A 20,028-nucleotide genomic window follows, 5' to 3' on the forward strand; every position below is an offset into this window, starting at 1 on the left:
GGGAGTATTTTGAGGCGAGTAAGTCAGAAGGTTTTTCCTTTCCAAATTCAGGCAGCTCATGTGAACACTCACAATCAGAGATGTCCGGGATGAAACTCCTGAGCGGATTCCGACGAAACTAAACTGACATCTGTCGTTTTTGTTAATTTGGGAGTCGCTTGAGCATGCTATGTTGTGCAATCAGATAAATAACCTAACATTTCCGTCAATTCTCCGCTGGCTGGCACCATTTATTTTTGGATCTGGCGTTTATATCGGCTCTGCTTTGCGAAGTAGTGACTTTATCGGAGAATAACATATTGATAAATAAAAAGTCCTGAAAATTTGATATGAAATAGGGTCACGAAAGCTGTATTACGGAAATAGGGAAAGGGAATGCCACTCCGGGGTAAACCGGAGCCTGATTGGTTTTACCTGATACTGATGCGTTCGTCAGTATCATGGGAATTGGCGGATGTCGTCTGAACATCAAGGACAAGAAGAGAAGCAAATGAGTTATAAAGAATATTCAGGTTCTGCCGGCGGATGGGGAGCTTTAAAAGCCACAACCCAGCATTTGTTCAAAAGTCAGAATGTAGCAAAAAACATATCAAACCTCCTTCGGACCAATCAGGATCACGGTTTTGACTGTCCGGGATGTGCCTGGGGCGAAAAAGGTGTTCCCGGGCGTTTTCGTTTTTGTGAAAACGGTGCCAAGGCGGTGAACTGGGAAGCAACATCCCGGCGGGTCGGCCGTGAATTTTTTGCTCAGTATTCTGTCGAGTGGCTCAATAAGCAGACAGATTATTTCCTTGAATATCAGGGACGTCTGAATGAGCCGATGAGCTATAACCCGGAAACGGATCACTACGAGCCGATCAGTTGGGAAGACGCCTATGAGATGATCGCCAGCTATCTGAATCTGCTTGATGATCCGAATCAGGCTGAGTTTTATACCTCGGGTCGGGCCAGTAATGAAGCTGCTTTCGTGTATCAGTTGTTTGCCCGTCGTTTCGGAACCAATAATTTCCCTGACTGTTCAAACATGTGCCATGAATCAACCAGTCACGCATTAGGTAAAACCATTGGTATCGGGAAAGGCACAATTTCTATTGATGATTTTGAAAAAGCCGATGCGATTTTTCTGTTCGGACAGAATCCCGGCACGAATCATCCCCGTATGCTGGAAACTCTGAGTGCTGCATTCCGGCGAGGTGCCAGAGTTGTGGCCTTTAACAATCTCAAAGAGCGTGGACTGGAACGCTTTACCAATCCTCAACACTCTTTTGAAATGCTCAGTAATGGATCGACACCAACTACCAGTGATTACTTTATGCCAAAACTGGGAGGTGATATGGCGGTGATCCGAGGCATGGTGAAAGTGCTGCTGGGGCATCATCAGGAAGCGGTCAAACGCGGAGAGTCTGTCTTTGATCTAGTGTTTATCGAACAACAGACACAGGGAATGGCGGCGTATCTCGAACAAGTTGAAGCGACGCCCTGGTCGACGATTATCCAGCAATCCGGTCTGACTCAGGATGAGATTACTCAGGCAGCTGAAATTTATCTGCGGGCAGAAAGACGGATTGTGACGTGGGCGATGGGAATTACCCAACATAAGCACTCGGTTGCAACGATTGAAGAGCTGGTTAACCTGCAACTGCTGTTCGGGCAGGTTGGTAAGCCGGGAGCCGGATTATGCCCGGTTCGCGGCCACTCGAATGTGCAGGGCGATCGGACGGTTGGGATTAACGAGAAACCACCTCAGGCGTTTCTGGATAATATTGAAAAAGTATTCGGGTTCCGCCCGCCGCAGACGCATGGTCATAATGTACATAATGCATTACAGGCGATGGCGCGTGGTGACAGCAAAGTTTTTATCGGCCTGGGTGGTAATCTGGTAGCAGCTGCTCCGGATACTGATCGGGTCGCTCAGGCAATACGTCGCTGTGATCTGACGGTTCATATTGCAACTAAGCTGAACCGCAGTCATGTGAATCCCGGTCAGGCATCATTGATACTGCCTTGTTTTGGCCGGACAGATATTGATATGCAGGCTGGTGGTGAACAGAGAGTTACCGTCGAAGACTCATTTTCTATGGTGCATGCTTCATCCGGACGAGTTGATATGAGTGGTGAGTCTATTCATTCGGAAGTGGCGATTCTGGTCGGAATAGCCAAGGCGACGCTCGGGGCTCAGAACCCGGTCGACTGGCAGTCACTGGCCGATAATTATGATCATATTCGTGATTTGATTGAAAAGACAATTCCCGGCTTTGAGAACTTCAACCAGCGTCTTGAAGTTCCCGGTGGATTCTATCTGGGGAACAGTGCCAGAGAACTGAACTGGAAAACTGCATCGGGGAAAGCACAAATAGTTACGAATGAGCTACCGGAACATGTGCTACCTTTCGACCCGCAGAGTATGACGGATAAACCGGTATTTATTCTTCAGACGATGCGTTCGCATGATCAGTACAACACCACCGTTTATGGTTATGATGACCGTTACCGGGGCATCCGGGGAGAGCGTAATGTGATCTTCCTGAATCCGAAAGATATTCAACTGCTGGGATTAAATCCGGAAGACAGAGTGGATATCGAAACGATATGGACCGATGATGTTGAGCGGAAAATTTATAATTTTAAGGTCGTGCCTTACCAAATCCCGCAGGGGAATGTTGCTGCTTATTTCCCTGAAGCTAATGCATTGATCCCACTGGAAAGTAAAGGTGACTGGAGCGATACGCCTACGTCAAAAGCTGTCGCAGTGGTGTTGATTCCGGCGCAGAATGAACCTCTGTTGATTAACGGCTCTGCATCATAATGATCACAACAGGGCAGAGGTGTATCTGCCCTGTTGTTCCGTTGGTGTGATGAATAATTTAAATAGTCTTTGTTGCGTGTGGCAGCAACGACTTGTCGACATGATATTCCGTTGCGTAGTGGCGGAGTTTACAGTCGTTTCCGTCAGGACAACCACAGCTCAGGCAACGGCGGGCTTCATTGATAGCAACCTGATCCGTGAACCCTTTTTCTACCTCTTTAAAATTGAGCCGTCGTTCTTCCAGCGTCAATTCCGGCATTCTGGCTCGCAGAATTTGCCCTAAAGCCAGTGCTATCGCGTGCTCAACCTGTTCCGGGGTTTCCCCATGAACAATTGAACGGAGTTCGTCTTTTAGTTTCTCGATATGCTCAGGCCGGATCAGATGACTTCTGGTGATATTTCTTTCCCGGAAAGATTCTGTATAGAGTGTCTCCATATCTCCTCCGAGAAAACGATCAATCCCGTATGCTGCTTTGCGCCCATCGGCAACAGCCTCAACAGCAGTTGCCGGACCCCGGCGGAAATCACCGATTGCAAAAATATTGCGGGAGCCGGAGAACATATTGTCTTCATCAACATCAATGGTTTTATAACGGTTGAGCGGGAGTTCAATATTGTCGTTATCAAGGAAACTGACATCGGTCTGCTGTGAAATCGCAGATATTACGGTGTCAAAAGATTCAGTGATGAATTCACCGGTTGGCTGCGGGCGTCTTCGCCCGGAAGCATCCGGTTCTCCCAATGCCATTTTTTCCAGTTTTACCTGGCAGACCCGGCCATTCTGATCGGCGATATTTTCGACCGGATTGGTCAGGAAATAAAATTGTACGCCTTCGTGTTCGGCTTCTTCAATCTCATAATCTTCTGCCGGCATTTCTCCCCGGGAGCGACGATAGATAATAGTTGCCTGTGCTCCCAGACGGAGTGCTGTCCGGGCACAGTCGATTGCGGTGTTTCCGCCACCGATCACCGCGACATTCTGACCAACGGTACAATGCTGTTCCAGCATATGATCTTTAAGGAAATCCACACCAAGATAACAACCGTCAAGATCGCTGCCGGGATAATCCATACCGCTGGCCTGCGACGCACCGATTGCCAGGCAGACGGCATCATAAGTTTCACTGAGCTTCGAAAGCGGGAAATCTCTTCCGAGCTTCTGATCGGTTTTGATTTGCATACCATTCTGGCACATCAGATCAATTTCCTGATCCAGAATATCTTTTGGCAGCCGGTACTCGGGAATACCATAGCGTAACCATCCACCTGCCTGTGGCATTGCTTCAAATACCGTGACATCATAACCTTCATTGGTCAGGAAATAGCCACAGCTCAGCCCACCCGGTCCGGCACCGACAACCGCAATTTTCTTATGTTTATCTGCTTTTCGGGGTGGGTTGTAAGAGTGAAACGCGGCTAAATCATGATCGGCAGCATGGCGTTTTAACTGACGGATTGCGAGTGGTTCATCCAATTGCTTGCGCTGGCACCCGGACTCACAGAAAGCCGGACAGACCCGACCGATTGACAGTGGCATCGGTAGTGTTTTCTTGATCACGGCAATGGCTTGCTGGTATTCACCCTGTGCGATCAAGGCTAAATATTGCTGAATATCGACATGAGCCGGACAGGCTGCCTGACATGGTGGTTCACTACAAATGATATTCGGTTGGGACAAGATGTTCTGCAGGTGTTTTTTTCTGCGTTCTGATAGGAGATTCGACGTGGTTATGATCATCATCCCTTCTGCCGGAGTTTCCTGACAGGCTTGAACAATACCTGAGCCATGGATTTCAACCTCACATAACTCACAATGTTGATGGATGCCGTCAGTATCACATAGTGAAGGAAGCGTAATACCACAGATTCTTGCCGCGCTGAGCAGTGTTTGATTCGGATCGACTGAATAAGCTGCTCCATCGATCGTAATGTTCACCATGATGACTCTCCATTGTTTTCCGATATTCAGATCATAAACAGTGTGATCGTCCTGACGCATGACTCATTATTTACTGATGAGTATGACGGAATAGATAAAGGTATGCTCGCATTTTGGTGTATTTTTGGGATGAGTAACGGTGATGATTTGTAATCCTAATGGACGAATTTGAATTCATTAACTCACCAGATAATCCACCAATATAATATATCTACCTGAAAGTATTCATGAAAATGGACAATAGATCACTGTTGTTCTGCTTTTTGCGTATGCTATTTCATTTCACACATGTGCACAAGCACGAATAGGCCCGATGAGATTGTGGATAACGTATGAGTGACAGGTCTGAAATTGTCATACAGCTTCCGGATTTTCCGGAAGCTGTATGTATTAGTGAGTGGTTTGAATGATTCAGGCACCCGGATAGAGACCGAGCCAGCCCGGACTTGGCTCACCCTGAACTTCACCAAAGTATAGAGAGAATGTTTGTCGCCATAGCTCAACTTCTTCCCGGTTACGCATAAAGGCCGGGAATGCTTCGAGGTTGGCATTCGGATATTCCCAGATTGGCGCTAAACCGGCTCTTGGCGCAATATCTGTACGAACCGGCCAGTTCGCATTGCCCTGGAACTCTTCTGACAGTAACCAGCTCATATATAGTTTGGCTGCTTCCATATTATTGGCATTTTTTACAATCGCAGCCCGTTGTCCCCATGCCAGGAACGGATCATTTTCTGGCAGAACCCATTTCAGATTGTCACTTGGGTCAGGAATTGGTGAGCCGGATGTTCCGATGCCGATCAGTTTCTCCCGCTGACGCACAGCAACTCCCGGAGTATGAGAGCCACGTTTGAAAGAGAGATTCTGCTCAGTCATTGCAGCCAGCCAGTCTCTGCCGTAGGTTTCGGTATAGCGTTTGAACAGGAATTCGACGGCATCATCGTCATTCGGATATGATGATGCAATGCTGCCAGTCCATTGAGCGTTAGCCAGTTCTTCCGGACTTTTAGGTGCACTGCTTCCCAGAGCTTCCTGATCAACGACAAAACTGAACGGAATCACCATCACTGCAGACCAGGCTCCGTCAGGATCTCTCAGAGTCGGATAGACATTTTCAAATCCGACAGGTTTGTAGCACTGTAGCCGATCAAAGAATTTCCACCGTTCGAAATCCTGCAATAACTGAAGCTGTATGACATCAGGTACAACCTGACCAGTTTCATGTTGTGTGTCAAAACGGACATCATGATATTTGCTGTAGTCAACGACGATAGTGAGGTCTATTTCCGGGAAACGTTGTTTGAAGGCTGCACGCATACCATCCTGTTGTCCGTCGAAATCACCGCCGGCATAAACAACAAGGCGTCCACCTTCCTGAATTGCTGCCTGATATATCTGATCAAGGGTACGAGTTTCCTCAATTGCGCTTCTGCGACGGGGAATATAAGGATAACCAAATGCTTTTGTCGCACCAAGAGCAACAGATGCACCTGCTGTTGATTTCAGGAATCGGCGTCTGCTTGACTGAAAAGAATCTTTATCTCGACTCATATTATGAACCTCTCTACCTTTCTTCTATTCTGCATAGAAATAGTTTGTTGTATGAATAGGATTATATTTTTATAAATGCGAGTATCATCAATACCAATTAATAAATTATTGGTACTGTACTCATTTAAATTATATAAGCGACAATGTTTCCTATGCTTCCAGTTAATAACTACACTACAACAATAACAAAGTGAATTGTAATGTATTGAGATAATTGTCATAGCCATCATTCGAAATGGATGAAGTGAAAATATATCAATCATTTTCAGAATACAACAAACTATTAAATTAAGTTGGATGGATTATTTAATAATAGATGTCATTATTTAGGGTGAACTTGTATATTTATATCAATAAATCATCATGAAACTGTGAATAATGATCACAGAGGCAGTAAATTATAGAAGTTTCATCGTCAAGTCATTTGGATATGATGGTCAGATTAATAGAATAAGTTTTTTATATATATTTAGACCGTACTATTACTGAGAGTAGGTCATTTCTGACAATAACAGCTATAAGATTTTGTTACTCTCTGCTTGTATAGAAGATGCTTGAACACATTAGTTTTCAATCGATTCAGTATTGATTTCCCGCATCAGATGATTGATAAACAGGCGAGTTCTCATTGGGATATTTTTTCTGGAAGGGTAGAGAATATTAATATTAGGGTTGCGCTGAGACCACTCCGGAAACAGATGAATCAGAGTTGTGTCATCTAGTTCTTTGATCAGGAAATTAGCGATAAGTCCGATACCGAGTCCTTGCTGAATCATAGAAATGACCCCTAAAGGAGAATTACTCTGATGCTTTGTATCTATTTGAATTTCCCTATGAATGTTTTCATTCTTATGGGATAGGGTCAATGTGTCGTTGTGAAGACGAGTGAGTGTGACCCAATCATGATTTCTTAAATCTTCCAGAGTATCAATAAGTTGATGTGTATCCAGATAACGTTGACTGGCATACATCCCCAGCTCGAATGGAGCCAGGATACGGCCAACCAGTGAACAGGGTTTGAGCTCTCCGATCCGAATGACTAAATCCAGATTGTGTTCAACTGGGTCTTGTAAGCCGTCTTCAAGTTGAATATCAAAATTTACATTCGGAAACTCTTCGTGAAACTTCCGGATTAAAGGTGCCAGCAAATAAGTTCCGACATCTACAGTTGTCCCGATACGAATCATTCCTGTGACGGTATTGACCATATTTTCAACAGAGTTGACCGCTGTTTCTGCAATATGTATCAGAGACTGACTGTTACGGTAGAATACTTCGCCTTCAGTTGTCAGACTGATTTTCCGGGTTGTTCGGTGTAAAAGCCGGACATTAAGATTGCTTTCCAATAATGAAATTTGTTCACTGACTTTTGATTTTGCCATCCCTAGCATTTGTCCTGCCTGAGTAAAAGAACCACATTCAACAACTTTGTTAAATATCGCAATTCGTTTTAAATTATCTAACATGACTGTTCCTCTATTATTAACAGTGCGTTCCTATTTTTACATCTAGTAAACACAGATGTCCATGCTAATAATACGGATTCATCTGTATTATTAGACTTTTTACTGCTGTCGAAGTGATAAATTAAAAATACATTTCGTAACCATTCATTAGTTACTGGTTATAAATTTTACTTTTTACCGATCATATTGTTTATTTTTAGGTTGCTGTTTATTTTGTCATTAGTAAAGTGGCCGAAAATAATTGTTAGTTTTATTTTTAAATCAATAATTATATTTGTATCTAGTGTGGGTAGGGGTAATTGTAAGTAGTCGTAAATATATGATATTCGAACAGTTGGTAGTTATTTATGTTCGCACTACTATTAATATAAGGAATAAAGTTATGCTGGATAACAAAAAAGAACGTCAGATAGAAGAAATTACATTTATATTACTTAATCAGTTAATTGCGCAATATGATGCCAATATTCATGGCTTACTGAAGTTGAAGGCTCAGGTCAAGAAGTTTGTGACCGAAGAGAAACCAGTTCAACTATTACTTCCAGCATTTCCATGTAAAACCAATAACTTAGATAAGGTGTATAGCCATACGCCAGATCTGGGTGAGTATCTGGTTTTACGGAAATTCGTGAAAGCAATTCGTGATATTCAGGCAATTTATGAGCCTGGAATTACCTTCTATATATTCTCTGATTATCATACATTTTCTGACTATATTGCCGTTGATCTTGAGCATCATTATGAGTACTCGGATCATCTGCGTAATATGGTTGAAAGAATGAACTGTAGTGATTCACTGAAAATTGTGAATTTTGAACACTTCCCTGAATTTGATGATCTGGAAGATTATGAATACTTCCGGGGATTAAAAGATAAGTTTGGTGAACCGGGCTATGAAGAGAACTTCGCAGAACTGAAGCTGAGAGACAATAAGATGAACAGTACCTATCTTGGTCTGAAAAAGTTCATGAATCAGGATCAGTGCCATGTACTTGCCGAACTGTCCACGAAAAAGCGCCGTCTGCGACTTGCTGAAATTGCAAAAGGTATGATGGTTCAGGGGCGGGCGCTGGATAATTTTCTCAATAAGAAATTTCCGGATTGTATTCGTCTGAGTATCCACCAGCATGCAATGGTCGGTAAAAAATACTCACTTTATCTGTTTGATGAGCGGGCGTTCAAAACCCCATGGCACTGCGCGATGATGTTTGATGCGGCTACTGGCCAGTTTACTGCCGATACCCGGCAAAGTCATTTTGGACGGGGTGGTGTTCTGGTCCCTGTAACATATGAGAACCGCTCCTGGTGTTACATCCGGTTGTCGGCAAAGAACCCGGAAGACGAACAGTTACTCAGTCAGGTTAAAGCTGTACTTTACCGTGAGAAATTCGGACTGATGCTGATTAGTGAAGATGCTTCTTGTCCGGTTTCAGCCATTGCCCATCAGGATTTGCAGAATCTGATCAAAGAGTTCGGTACTGTGGTGCTCAGAGGATTTAAAGCATTTGCTGAACCTAACGATCTGGAGCACTGGTATGGGCAGCGCGGGGCTCTTGTTCCGTGGAAATTTGGTTACACACATATGATTACACCTGTCGAAGGCCATCAGGGAAAACCCAGCTCTTCTGCTGACTCTCAGGAAGCTCTGCCAATGCACTGGGATCTGTTGTGTCCTCCACCTTATATGGGCATCGATCAGGAACGATATCAGTATGAGGATTTCACACCGAACGAATTTGCACTCTATTGTCACAGAAATGAACCGGTTGATGCAGAAATCCACGGGCTGAATCTCACAACTGATACTGCACTGGCTGCTCTGCGTATTCATGGCCGCGAGCGGGAACAACTGAGAAATACGGTATTACGTTATTCAACCCGGGAAAGTTACTTTGGAGGCGATAGTAAATCCTATCCTCTGCTGATGACTTGTCCGTGGACAGGACAAGATACTATTCGCTGGTGGGAAATGTGGGATGACCGGGATCACGCTGGTGCATTACAGCCTAACTATTCAGCGATCGAAAAGTCAGATGATTACGATGATATGAATGCACTGGAAGATCGCATGCTGGAGATCTGTATGGATCCGGTCGTGTGCTTCAGACATCAGTTCAGTAACGGCGATTTGGTCCTACTGAATAACCACACGACCATCCATGCCCGGACGGCGTTTGAGGGATATCGGGAAATGTGGCGGATTCAGCTTCAGCCTGATTCGGTCAACTCTCCGTGGCAGCCGCATAATCTGGTTGAACTGGAACAGGCCAGTTAATTCTGGAATTGGTGAATTTCAGCGGTTAATTTCCTGAGAATAATCAATAAGGCTGTATTAGTTGCAGCCTTATTGATTCACCTGATTTTTACGACTTGGTTTGGACAGTTGACTTCGACAAAGTGTTTAGTCGGCATAACCGCTACCTATGGCTCTGAAGGGCATTTTCAGCCCCAGTTCCGGTACCTGTAATCCGACCCAGGCCGGGAAGGTATTACTGTTTGGCCCCGGAAACAGCGTATATTCATTGGCCCACGGATAATGTTGGATTACCGAAGTAATTTGGGGAATGAGCCGGGCAGCTTTGGTTCCCTGAACGGATAGCACTTTTTCCGGTCTGGCACCATACCAGTAACGATCCGGATTTTTCGTCTGATAGTGATCCAAAGCCGGACGACCCTGATTCAGCCGCCAGCCGACCACTTCGTAAACGGTATACTCAGGTGCATTTTCCGGTTTAAGGGCAATCCAGGTATGGACGGCGAACCAACCGCGCCAGCTATACGCATCGGCAGCATAGACTTCAATCACTGCGTCTTTTTCCTGTTCCGGTTGCGGAGCGATTCCTGCCGGTTCGCGGCTGGCCGTACGCCAGTCTCCGCCACTACAACTGATAACACCGATGACAAGAAACAGAATGAAAAGGTATTTGAGCATGTTCTCAGTCTCCTAATGCAACATGTGACTTATCTGTACACAGTACTATAACCATTCAGCCAGAAAAAGACGCAATTCTGTATTTCAGTTTAATAATAATTCTGTCTTTTCCTGTCATGGTATTTTTCTTCTTCAGTAGCAGAGAGTTATGGTTTCTGGACGAGAGAAAATTTTATTCATTGATTTAATTGATATTTTTTTAAAACAATTCGTTGAGCCACTTCAAAAAATGGATATTTTTATAAAAAATAGTGAATATAAAAATAGTAACCATAAGCATTTAATAGCATAAATAGTCACATCTGGATGATCTTGAGGTGCAGGCAATGCAGAGACTTTGTTTATCTCTGTGCTGGATTGGTTTCCTGAAGTTGTCCGGATAAGTAAGAAGTCAGCCATCATAAATTCATCGATTATCCGATGAAATGTGTGAATGCTTCTCTTTCTTTAAGGTCAGGTAAGTATTCCGTGTTGATGTGCTTGATAGTTTTAAAAATATAATTTAAAGCGAAAGGATAATAATGAAATATCATCATTTTATGAAAACGTTGGTTCTGTTAGCCCCGATGTGGGTAGCAGGAGGCGCAAACGCTCAGAATATTCAAAATGCTCAGCAAGGTGTTTGGCATCATCACCATCCATCTCCGGCAGTTGGTGCTAAATTAAGCCGTGACTGTGCAAGCTTAAGCAGCTTTGAATTTCCTAATACGACTATCACCGGTGTAAGTACTGTTGCGAAAGGAGAGCTTCAGATTGCCGGTAAAGATGTCGGTGAACACTGTCTGGTTGAAGGGAAAATGTTTGAACGGGTCAGTTCAGTCGATGGCGAAACTTATGCGATCGGGTTCGAAATGCGTTTACCTAAGGACTGGAACGGGCGATTCATGTATCAGGCTAACGGTGGACTGGATGGAAATCTCATTCAGGCGGACGGCATCGAAATTAGTGGCGGCGGCCCTTTGAATCATCCACTGTATAAAGGGTTTGCAATTATCAGTTCTGATGCTGGTCATAGTAATTTTGCTTTCGGTGTTGATCCTCAGGCCCGTTTAGATTACGGATATCAGGCAGAACAGAAATTGACCCCTATGGCAAAATTACTGGTCGCAACGGCTTATGGTAAACTCCCTGATTACTCTTATTTTGCCGGTGGTTCCAACGGCGGACGCCATACGATGGTCGCGGCTTCCCGTATGCCGGAACAGTATGATGGTTTCCTTGCTCTTAGCCCGGGATTCCATTTACCGAAAGCGGCGATCGCACAACTTTATGCTGCACAGCGCTTTGCTGAAATTGCTCCGGATAAGAACGATCTGAGTACAGCATTCAATGACATGGAACGGCGCGTCGTTGCTGATGCGATTCTGGCAAAATGTGACGCTCTGGACGGACTGGCCGATGGTATGGTTTTTGACACCAAAGGTTGTGAAGCTGCTTTTGATTTGCAGCGTGATGTACCAGTTTGCGAATCCGGACGGGATGGTACATGTCTGACTCAAGAGCAGAAAGATGCTGTTGATGACATATTCTCTGGTGCAAGAACAAGCAAAGGACAGCTGATTTATTCCCCATTTGTGTACGATCCGGGATTAATGAGCTGGCTGTGGGGAGCGCAGAAATTTACCAGTACGGTCACTTTAGATCCGGTCGCGGTTGGTACAGTGTTTATGACGCCTCCTTATGAACATCCTGAAGAACTGGAAACTCCTGAAGGAGCGAGGAAATTTGCGCTTAATTTTGACATCGATAACAATGTTCACAGAATTTTTAAGACAACAGATGTCTATCGTGACAGTTCAATGTCATTTATGACACCACCTGATGAAACTAATCTCAGCCGCTTAAAATACAGTGGCGGTAAAATGATGGTGATCATTGGTGATGCCGATGCGATGTTCTCCTCGAAAGATACTGAAGTCTGGTACGACAAAGTGAGAGCAAGAAACTATGATGCTCGTAGTTTTGTCCGTTTCTTCCGTATCCCGGGAATGGGGCATACAAGAAGTGGTATTGCTGCGGATCAGTATGATTCTATCGATAAATTAGTTGAATGGGTTGAGCAGGGCATTGCTCCGGATTCTTTCATTACTCAGGCTCGTGGTGAAGGAAACCCTGGTGGCGTGAACCGGGAAATTCCTGCCGACTGGGCTGCGGACCGGACCCGTCCTATCTGTGCTTACCCGAATGTTGCTGTCTATAGTGGATTTGGTGACTCAGAAAAAGCGGACAGTTTTGTGTGTAAGGAAATTACTCACTAAGCTGAGTTTATCGAATGTCAGTGATTTCTGACGATTAAAACAACGGGCTCCATTTCAGGAGCCCGTTTTTTATGGCAAGTGTTTTTATTACTGATAGCTGTATTATGACAATAATTTTATCATGGTCAGCTTTTATCACCGGGATTAGCCTTGGTGACGAATCAGATAATCAAATGCACCGAGGCTGGCTTTTGCACCTTCACCCATGGCGATGATGATTTGCTTGTAAGGGACCGTTGTTGCATCCCCGGCAGCGAATACACCCGGCATACTGGTATCACCACGGCTGCCAATTTCGATTTCGCCTCTGGCAGACAGCGTTACATCAGAATCTTTCAGCCATTCAGTGTTCGGAACCAGACCAATCTGGACGAAAATTCCGGACAACAATACTGTTTTGATTTCATCAGTATTTCTGTCTTTATATTTCAGCCCGGTAACGCGTTTTCCGTCTCCGATGACTTCGGTTGTCTGAGCCATGGTGATGATATCGATGTTCGGTAAAGAGTTTGCTTTATCGATCAGCACCTGATCGGCACGTAATACATCAGCGAATTCAAGTACGGTGACATGTTCGACGATGCCGGCCAGATCGATTGCCGCTTCAATACCGGAGTTGCCACCACCGATGACAGCGGTTTTCTTACCTTTAAACAGTGGACCATCACAATGTGGGCAGTATGCTACACCTTTATTCCGGTATTCCTGCTCTCCGGGAACATTCATTTCTCTCCAGCGGGCTCCGGGGCTGAGAATGACACTTTTACTTTTCAGGGTTGCGCCACTTTCAAGGTTTACATGGATGTAACCATCTTCAGTGAATTCTGCGCCCATCAGCTTGTCAGCCTGCTGATCGGTAACTACATCCACATTATATTCCTTCAGGTGTTCACCCATATCCGCAGCAAGCTTCGGACCTTCCGTTCTTTTGACAGAGATAAAGTTTTCGATTGCCATCGTGTCCATCACCTGACCGCCGAGACGTTTGGCAACGATACCGGTCCGGATCCCTTTACGGGCGGCATAAACGGCTGCTGCACCACCGGCTGGACCACCGCCGACAACCAGAACATCGTAAGGATCTTTTTCATTGATGCTGGCCGCTGCTTTCTCTGCTGCGCCGTCATCTACTTTTGCCAGGATTTCAGCCAGTGACATCCGTCCCTGCCCGAACAATTCACCATTGACGAAGACACTCGGAACCGCAAGGATATCGCGCTGTTTCACTTCATCCTGGAACAGAGCTCCATCGATCATGGTGACACGAATATCAGGGTTAATCGCTGCCATCATGTTGAACGCCTGTACGACATCAGGACAATTCTGGCATGAGAGTGAAATAAAGATTTCAACATCCAGTTCTTTATGTAACTGGGCAATCTGTTCGATGGTTTCGGCTTCGATCTTCATCGGATGGCCACCGGAATGCAGCAGTGCTAAAACCAAAGATGTGAATTCATGTCCCATCGGAACTCCGGCAAAACGGAGTTGAGTGCCTTTTTGCGGATTAGTTACAGCCATGACCGGCTTACGTTCGCTGGCCGCATCGTCACGGACTACCGAGACATGATCGCTTAATGTTTCGATTTCTTCAGCCAGTGCAAGAATTTCCTGGGATGCCTTGCTTTCATCTAGGCTGACCACTAACCGGACATCTTCTTTTAAATTACTGAGGTACTGTTTTAATTGTTGTTTGATCGCTTGGTCTAGCATGTTCAATTACACCTTTTCTTTTGAAGAGAGTGACCACTCTAGATAAATTCAGGTTGGGGGGAGAGCAAACCGGGTGCGTTGGTCGTATGGTACACCCGGCAAGCTCTCAAATCAGAAAGTCGTTAGATTTTGCCGACCAGGTCCAGAGAAGGAGCCAGTGTTTCTTCGCCTTCTTTCCATTTTGCCGGACAAACTTCACCTGGGTGAGCTGCAACATACTGAGCTGCTTTTACTTTTCTCAGCAGATCTTCTGCATCACGGCCAATACCTTCAGCGGTAATTTCCATCGCCTGAATCACACCTTCAGGATCGATCAGGAATGTAGCGCGGTCTGCAAGACCCTGACCTTCACGCATTACACCGAAGTTGTTGGTGATGTTGCCGGTTTGGTCACCAACCATGTAGTACTGGATTTTGCCAATTGTGTCAGAGCTGTCATGCCATGCTTTGTGAGTGAAGTGAGTGTCAGTTGAAACTGAGAATACTTCAACACCGCGCTCCTGAAGTTCAGCATAGTGATCAGCAAGGTCACCTAGTTCGGTCGGACAAACGAATGTAAAGTCTGCTGGATAGAAGAAGAATACTGCCCATTTACCTTCTACATTCTTTTCAGTAATTTCAACAAATTGACCGTCTTTAAAAGCTGTTGCGCTAAATGGTTTGATTTTTGTGTTAATCATGATCTTTTACTTTCCTTTCAGTTATTTTGCTTTGCAATGTCTTGCCTTCGGGAAGTATATTCTCATCGCCACAACACAAAATAAAATCACTTGTAGCTATTCATTTGATAGGGAAAATCTATTCTTTATTGCGGCTGGCGATCGTTATGAATGGTTTGGCTGATGGATGCAGATCGCTATTCAGTGTCTATCTGGCGAAGACAGTTAAATCGGGAACTCATAACCCGGGGGATAATCGATACGCACCATAATAACTATCAGCATATTCGGAATCTGGATCTTATCTTTCATATCTGTTGTGTTTACATTTTGGCCCGTCACGCGTCATGATGGCATTATCTGAGGAGATAAAACAACAGGAGAGCGGTCTATGGAAACCGTTTTAATTACAGGCGCTTCGCGGGGGATCGGACTGGAACTGGCCCGACAATTTAAGAGCCGTGGATATAAAGTCATAGCGACTTACCGGGGAACACCATCCGCAGCACTGGCACGACTGGCTGACAACGAACAGGTACAGCTTGTTGAGCTGGAAGTGACCGATAATCAGGCAATCGCCAGACTGGGCGATGAGCTGAAAGGTATCTGTATCGACATTCTCATCAACAATGCAGGGATTATTGGCCCTGAGCGACAAAGAGTTGATGCAATGAACTGTCAGGGTTGGCTGGATACATTTGCGGTCAATACGATTGCACCGTTTATGGTGAGTACTACGTTACTGGCAAATCTGAAACTGGCTGAAAATCCGAGAATTATTACAATTTCCAGCAATATGGGCGCGTTGAGCGAAGATGCAACGGGAATGTATGCTTACCGGAGTTCAAAGGCGGCCGTCAATAAAGTGATGAAAGGACTGGCTCTCGAACTTCGTGGTCAGGGAATCACGGTCTGTCCGGTCGAACCGGGTTGGGTCCGGACGGATATGGGCGGCCCGAGTGCAACATTATCTGCCCACGAGTGTGCCGCTGACATTGCGGAACTGGCCCATAGCCTGACTCTCAAACAGAGCGGTAAGTTCTTTACCTGGCAGGGAAAAGAGCGGAGCTGGTGAGTTTCGAACAGTAACGGGTAGCTTCAAACAATAAAAGCGGTCGGGAATATTCTGGCCGCTTAACTTTAATCTTTTTTTAACTTCAGTCTGTTCTTAACTTCAGTCTCTGCGTAACTTCAAACTCTAGTTACTTGTTATTCCATGTTTTTCATATGGATATAAAAGTCTAATCAACTCCACAGAAAACACTTTCTTTACAATGGCGGGTCGCGACCTGACTTCATGGTGTCGTATACGAACATCTGCTGTGAATTCACGCTCGTTATCGTGGCAGGCGCAGTACAATAATAATTCACTTAAGGAGAACAGAATGTGCAATTCCAGTAATCACGGTGTTGTATATAAAGGACCAGGACAAGTCGCTGTTGAATCAATCGCTTTTCCAGAGTTGGCTCTGGGCAAAAGGAAGTGTAACCACGGCGTTATCCTGAAGGTTCTGACCACCAATATTTGTGGGAGTGACCAGCACATGGTCCGGGGACGGACAACTGCACCGGCAGGACTGGTTCTGGGTCATGAAATCACTGGTGTGATCCTTGAAAAAGGAGATGACGTTGAATTCCTGAATGTTGGTGACATCGTTTCCGTACCTTTTAACATTGCCTGTGGTCGTTGCCGCAACTGTAAATCCGGTATGACCGGCATCTGTCTGAATGTAAACCCTGCACGCCCCGGCGCTGCATACGGTTATGTAGACATGGGTGGCTGGGTCGGCGGTCAGTCAGAGTACGTCATGGTACCTTATGCTGACTTCAACCTGCTGAAGTTCCCTGATTCAGATCAGGCGATGGCGAAAATCCGTGATCTGACATTGCTGTCTGATATCTTCCCAACTGGTTTCCACGGCTGTGTTACTGCCGGTGTCGGACCTGGTTCAACTGTTTATATCGCAGGTGCAGGACCGGTTGGTCTGGCTGCTGCTGTATCTGCTCAACTGTTGGGTGCCGCGTGTGTCATCGTGGGTGACATGATCGCTGAGCGTCTTGAACAGGCACGTAGCTTCGGTTGTGAAACCATTGATCTTCGTGAAGATGGTGATATGGAAGATAAACTTGAAGTTATTCTGGGCGAACGTGAAGTTGACTGCTTTGTTGACTGTGTAGGCTTTGAAGCACACGGCTGTGGCTGTGGCGGTCATCATAAAGAAGCTCCAGCGGCAGTACTGAACTCAGCGATGCAAATCACTCGTGCCGGTGGTCAAATCGGTATTCCGGGACTGTATGTGACTGACGACCCGGGTGCAACGGATGAAGCTGCAAGAGTTGGTGCGTTGAGCATGCGTTTCGGTCTGGGCTGGGCGAAGTCTCACTCATTCCACACAGGTCAGTGTCCGGTCATGAAATACCACCGCTCTCTGATGCAGGCGATTCTGTTTGATAAAGTTGATATTGCTAAAGCAGTGAATGTTCAACTGATCACTCTGGATCAGGCTCCTCAGGGTTATGCTGACTTTGATGGCGGCGCAGCGAAGAAATTCGTTATCGATCCACACGGTAGTGTTGCCGCATAAGTTCAGGAATACTGAACGCTCCACAATGTCGTCTGAATCCTGCCAGAAATCAGACGACTGATAAAACGCGCAGGGTTGCTCAACAACCTGCGCGTTTTTGTAGGTTCAGAAAGACAAACCAGAGAATCTTTTTTTGTTTGTTGTACAGGTATCATCCTAACCACAGTATAGTTAAAGATTTCTGGAAACAACTCTAAATGGTATTGAGGTGTATGAAATCACTACTATTAGAGTTGTTGCGTTTTAGGTTGTAGATAAATAACGGCTATATCGACTTAGAAATAAGCTCGGCTTTAAGTAGACCACCTTTTGTTAGCAATTTAGGTGAAAAATTGGGATTTTTACGTTGTTTATATGCTGCCAGGATCTTTTGTAGTCCGCTTGCTTCGAGAAGAGATATGTTGATTTCGGTATCCATATCAGCAGCATCGATAAAATCTTTCGAAAACGCTGGAGCAATAATGAGAACTTGAGCAACACGATGACCGTTTGTTTCACAGCGTTTGACATAGGCTTTTACTTGTCTGGAGGTTGTAGAGTATTTTGAAAACTGCCCATTTTTGAATGACTTCGCTTCGCCAATGATAACGTCGTCATTATCTAGTGAGATAATAATATCTGCCTTATCTTTGGCTGTGTTAATGTCTTTTCGCAAGTCCTCATCAACATTCATATCCAATTGTTCAAGTATCGAACGAGTGATTTCCTCGAATTTTATACCTATATCTGCTTCCTTAATATCAATACCAGCATCGTGCAAAGCTTGTATATCTCGTGTCGCAAGTAGGTGGTAATTCTCTATTAGTCGGTCATTTGCACTAGCGAAACTATCTATGATCTGGCTCCTTGGATTACCCCTTCGGGGAAGCCCCATGTCATTTCTGATTGTCCTTATTTCATCGTTGCTATAAAGATAAAGGATATCCAATGGTGTAATGCCCAACGATTTTAATCTTTCAGGATCGAGTGTCTCTTTATTTTCAATCTCAAAGTCTGCACGAATACGATCTTCAACATTTAGATCTGCGCGTGAAAGAGAGTCCAATAGCTCTTTATATCCACTGACACTGAGTAAGTTGAACTCATTTTCTTCAGAATACTTTAAGTAATCAATTAATACGTCAATACGGTCTTGTAAACGGCTTCCAATTCTTTCAATGTCAAGATCCATATCTTCCATTAACTGTTTGATTCGTTCTTTTCTTTGATTTTGTGTTGCATTATCTGCATGGATGTCGTTAATTAGGATATTGCGTATAGAAAGACCTGAGTGAGCGATTGTTGCGATTTTTTCTTGTCTATTGATCCCACGAATTTTGTAGCCGTGGTTTTTGAGGACACTCGATAGCTCTGCATCTGACAGTGATCGTAAAATTCTCAGAACATACTTGTCATGTATCTCTTTACCAAGTACATCATGGAGAATTTCTACAATTTCATCAGCCACCATCACTTCTGAACGACGTCGGTTAATCATTATAATTCCGTTTTCTCTTAGGTATTCTAACGCACTATCTATGCCAAGTTCAGGAATGTGGTCAATCGAGTGTTCAATGGCATTTATTTCTTCTCTAGATAGGCCTAAACGTTGGGCTAGTACGTTTAAAACACTACGTTCGTCTTCAGAAATTTTGGCTGTTCTATTTAACTTGAGATCGTTATTAAATGCAGTCCGCATACAATCCCTATAGATATCAAGTCGGTTCAATCTATCAAAGTCACTAAATTCTGTTGATTCAATCTCTTCGATGAGTGAATTGCTTAACTTGTCAATCTTTGAGTATTCTTTAGCATAAAGATGTTCGATCCAAGGAATCGTTGCAATACAATTTCCATCTCTTGCAAGTATGTTTACCAGTAATGAAGACTGTGGTCCTCCAATAGAAACTTGTTCAATAACGTACTTTCTGAAATGCTTTTTTACTAGGCTAAAAAGTTCATTGATTTCGTTGCCAGATGCTGCTTTTAGTTGACCGTCAATTTTCTCTAATTGTTTTGCTAATTCAGAATCGTCTTTATTGTCTTGGCAAAGTTTGTCGATACAGTTTACGAACTTGGAGCGTTCAACTTGATTGGTATGATTCAAAACCTGATTTAACTTCATATGATGAACCTGCAT

12 protein-coding genes are annotated in these 20,028 nt (G+C 44.6%); 5 read left to right on the plus strand and 7 right to left on the minus strand.

Features of this window, described 5'->3' with window-relative positions; genetic code table 11:
* Window positions 1–490: 490 nt before the first annotated feature.
* Window positions 491–2,806, plus strand: a complete 2,316-nt coding sequence (locus OCU74_RS18575; protein ID WP_087481176.1) for an FdhF/YdeP family oxidoreductase — start codon at window positions 491–493, stop codon at window positions 2,804–2,806.
* Window positions 2,807–2,864: 58 nt separating this feature from the next.
* On the opposite strand, the gene OCU74_RS18580 is transcribed toward OCU74_RS18575, so the two are convergent.
* The 3 genes from OCU74_RS18580 to OCU74_RS18590 form a co-directional block, all read right to left on the minus strand.
* Complete coding sequence (locus OCU74_RS18580; protein WP_087481175.1) at window positions 2,865–4,745, minus strand: FAD-dependent oxidoreductase; 1,881 nt, start codon at window positions 4,743–4,745, stop codon at window positions 2,865–2,867.
* Window positions 4,746–5,156: 411 nt separating this feature from the next.
* Window positions 5,157–6,296, minus strand: a complete 1,140-nt coding sequence (locus OCU74_RS18585; RefSeq protein ID WP_087480881.1) for an ABC transporter substrate-binding protein — start codon at window positions 6,294–6,296, stop codon at window positions 5,157–5,159.
* A gap of 563 nt (window positions 6,297–6,859) precedes the next feature.
* Window positions 6,860–7,762 (minus strand): LysR family transcriptional regulator, encoded by a 903-nt coding sequence (locus OCU74_RS18590; RefSeq protein WP_087480880.1) that lies wholly within the window; start codon window positions 7,760–7,762, stop codon window positions 6,860–6,862.
* 382 nt (window positions 7,763–8,144) lie between these two features.
* Here OCU74_RS18590 and OCU74_RS18595 point away from each other — a divergent pair, with 382 nt between their 5' ends.
* Window positions 8,145–10,037 (plus strand): L-tyrosine/L-tryptophan isonitrile synthase family protein, encoded by a 1,893-nt coding sequence (locus OCU74_RS18595; protein ID WP_087480879.1) that lies wholly within the window; start codon window positions 8,145–8,147, stop codon window positions 10,035–10,037.
* A 126-nt stretch (window positions 10,038–10,163) separates the two neighbouring features.
* On the opposite strand, the gene OCU74_RS18600 is transcribed toward OCU74_RS18595, so the two are convergent.
* Window positions 10,164–10,694 carry a DUF3750 domain-containing protein gene (locus OCU74_RS18600; protein WP_087480878.1) on the minus strand — a complete coding sequence of 177 codons (531 nt, stop codon included), beginning with the start codon at window positions 10,692–10,694 and terminating at the stop codon, window positions 10,164–10,166.
* 521 nt (window positions 10,695–11,215) lie between these two features.
* Between OCU74_RS18600 and OCU74_RS18605 the strand changes: the two genes are divergently transcribed.
* Window positions 11,216–12,952 (plus strand): tannase/feruloyl esterase family alpha/beta hydrolase, encoded by a 1,737-nt coding sequence (locus OCU74_RS18605; RefSeq protein WP_087480877.1) that lies wholly within the window; start codon window positions 11,216–11,218, stop codon window positions 12,950–12,952.
* A gap of 144 nt (window positions 12,953–13,096) precedes the next feature.
* On the opposite strand, the gene ahpF is transcribed toward OCU74_RS18605, so the two are convergent.
* On the minus strand, window positions 13,097–14,665 hold the full coding sequence (ahpF, locus tag OCU74_RS18610; protein ID WP_087480876.1) for an alkyl hydroperoxide reductase subunit F: 1,569 nt from the start codon (window positions 14,663–14,665) through the stop codon (window positions 13,097–13,099).
* Between the two features lie 122 nt (window positions 14,666–14,787).
* Window positions 14,788–15,345, minus strand: a complete 558-nt coding sequence (gene ahpC, locus OCU74_RS18615; RefSeq protein WP_087480875.1) for an alkyl hydroperoxide reductase subunit C — start codon at window positions 15,343–15,345, stop codon at window positions 14,788–14,790.
* 370 nt (window positions 15,346–15,715) lie between these two features.
* On the opposite strand from ahpC, the gene OCU74_RS18620 reads away from it, so the two are divergent.
* Window positions 15,716–16,399, plus strand: coding sequence for an SDR family oxidoreductase (locus tag OCU74_RS18620; protein ID WP_087480874.1), 684 nt, complete (start codon window positions 15,716–15,718; stop codon window positions 16,397–16,399).
* A 310-nt stretch (window positions 16,400–16,709) separates the two neighbouring features.
* Window positions 16,710–17,909, plus strand: a complete 1,200-nt coding sequence (fdhA, locus tag OCU74_RS18625; RefSeq protein ID WP_087480873.1) for a formaldehyde dehydrogenase, glutathione-independent — start codon at window positions 16,710–16,712, stop codon at window positions 17,907–17,909.
* Between the two features lie 265 nt (window positions 17,910–18,174).
* Here fdhA and OCU74_RS18630 read toward each other — a convergent pair whose 3' ends face one another.
* On the minus strand, window positions 18,175–20,013 hold the full coding sequence (locus tag OCU74_RS18630) for a hypothetical protein (RefSeq protein ID WP_087480872.1): 1,839 nt from the start codon (window positions 20,011–20,013) through the stop codon (window positions 18,175–18,177).
* Between the last annotated feature and the right edge of the window lie 15 nt (window positions 20,014–20,028).

Origin of the sequence: Vibrio mangrovi (assembly GCF_024346955.1) — a bacterium.
GTDB lineage: Bacteria > Pseudomonadota > Gammaproteobacteria > Enterobacterales > Vibrionaceae > Vibrio > Vibrio mangrovi.

Bases quoted from the DNA above. Each gene is read 5' to 3' on its own strand.
- ahpF (WP_087480876.1), bottom strand. From the start codon at position 14,665: ATGCTAGACCAAGCGATCAAACAACAATTAAAACAGTACCTCAGTAAT.
- OCU74_RS18605 (WP_087480877.1), top strand. From the start codon at position 11,216: ATGAAATATCATCATTTTATGAAAACGTTGGTTCTGTTAGCCCCGATG.
- OCU74_RS18575 (WP_087481176.1), top strand. From the start codon at position 491: ATGAGTTATAAAGAATATTCAGGTTCTGCCGGCGGATGGGGAGCTTTA.
- OCU74_RS18630 (WP_087480872.1), bottom strand. From the start codon at position 20,013: ATGAAGTTAAATCAGGTTTTGAATCATACCAATCAAGTTGAACGCTCC.
- fdhA (WP_087480873.1), top strand. From the start codon at position 16,710: ATGTGCAATTCCAGTAATCACGGTGTTGTATATAAAGGACCAGGACAA.
- OCU74_RS18590 (WP_087480880.1), bottom strand. From the start codon at position 7,762: ATGTTAGATAATTTAAAACGAATTGCGATATTTAACAAAGTTGTTGAA.
- OCU74_RS18580 (WP_087481175.1), bottom strand. From the start codon at position 4,745: ATGGTGAACATTACGATCGATGGAGCAGCTTATTCAGTCGATCCGAAT.
- OCU74_RS18600 (WP_087480878.1), bottom strand. From the start codon at position 10,694: ATGCTCAAATACCTTTTCATTCTGTTTCTTGTCATCGGTGTTATCAGT.
- ahpC (WP_087480875.1), bottom strand. From the start codon at position 15,345: ATGATTAACACAAAAATCAAACCATTTAGCGCAACAGCTTTTAAAGAC.
- OCU74_RS18585 (WP_087480881.1), bottom strand. From the start codon at position 6,296: ATGAGTCGAGATAAAGATTCTTTTCAGTCAAGCAGACGCCGATTCCTG.
- OCU74_RS18620 (WP_087480874.1), top strand. From the start codon at position 15,716: ATGGAAACCGTTTTAATTACAGGCGCTTCGCGGGGGATCGGACTGGAA.
- OCU74_RS18595 (WP_087480879.1), top strand. From the start codon at position 8,145: ATGCTGGATAACAAAAAAGAACGTCAGATAGAAGAAATTACATTTATA.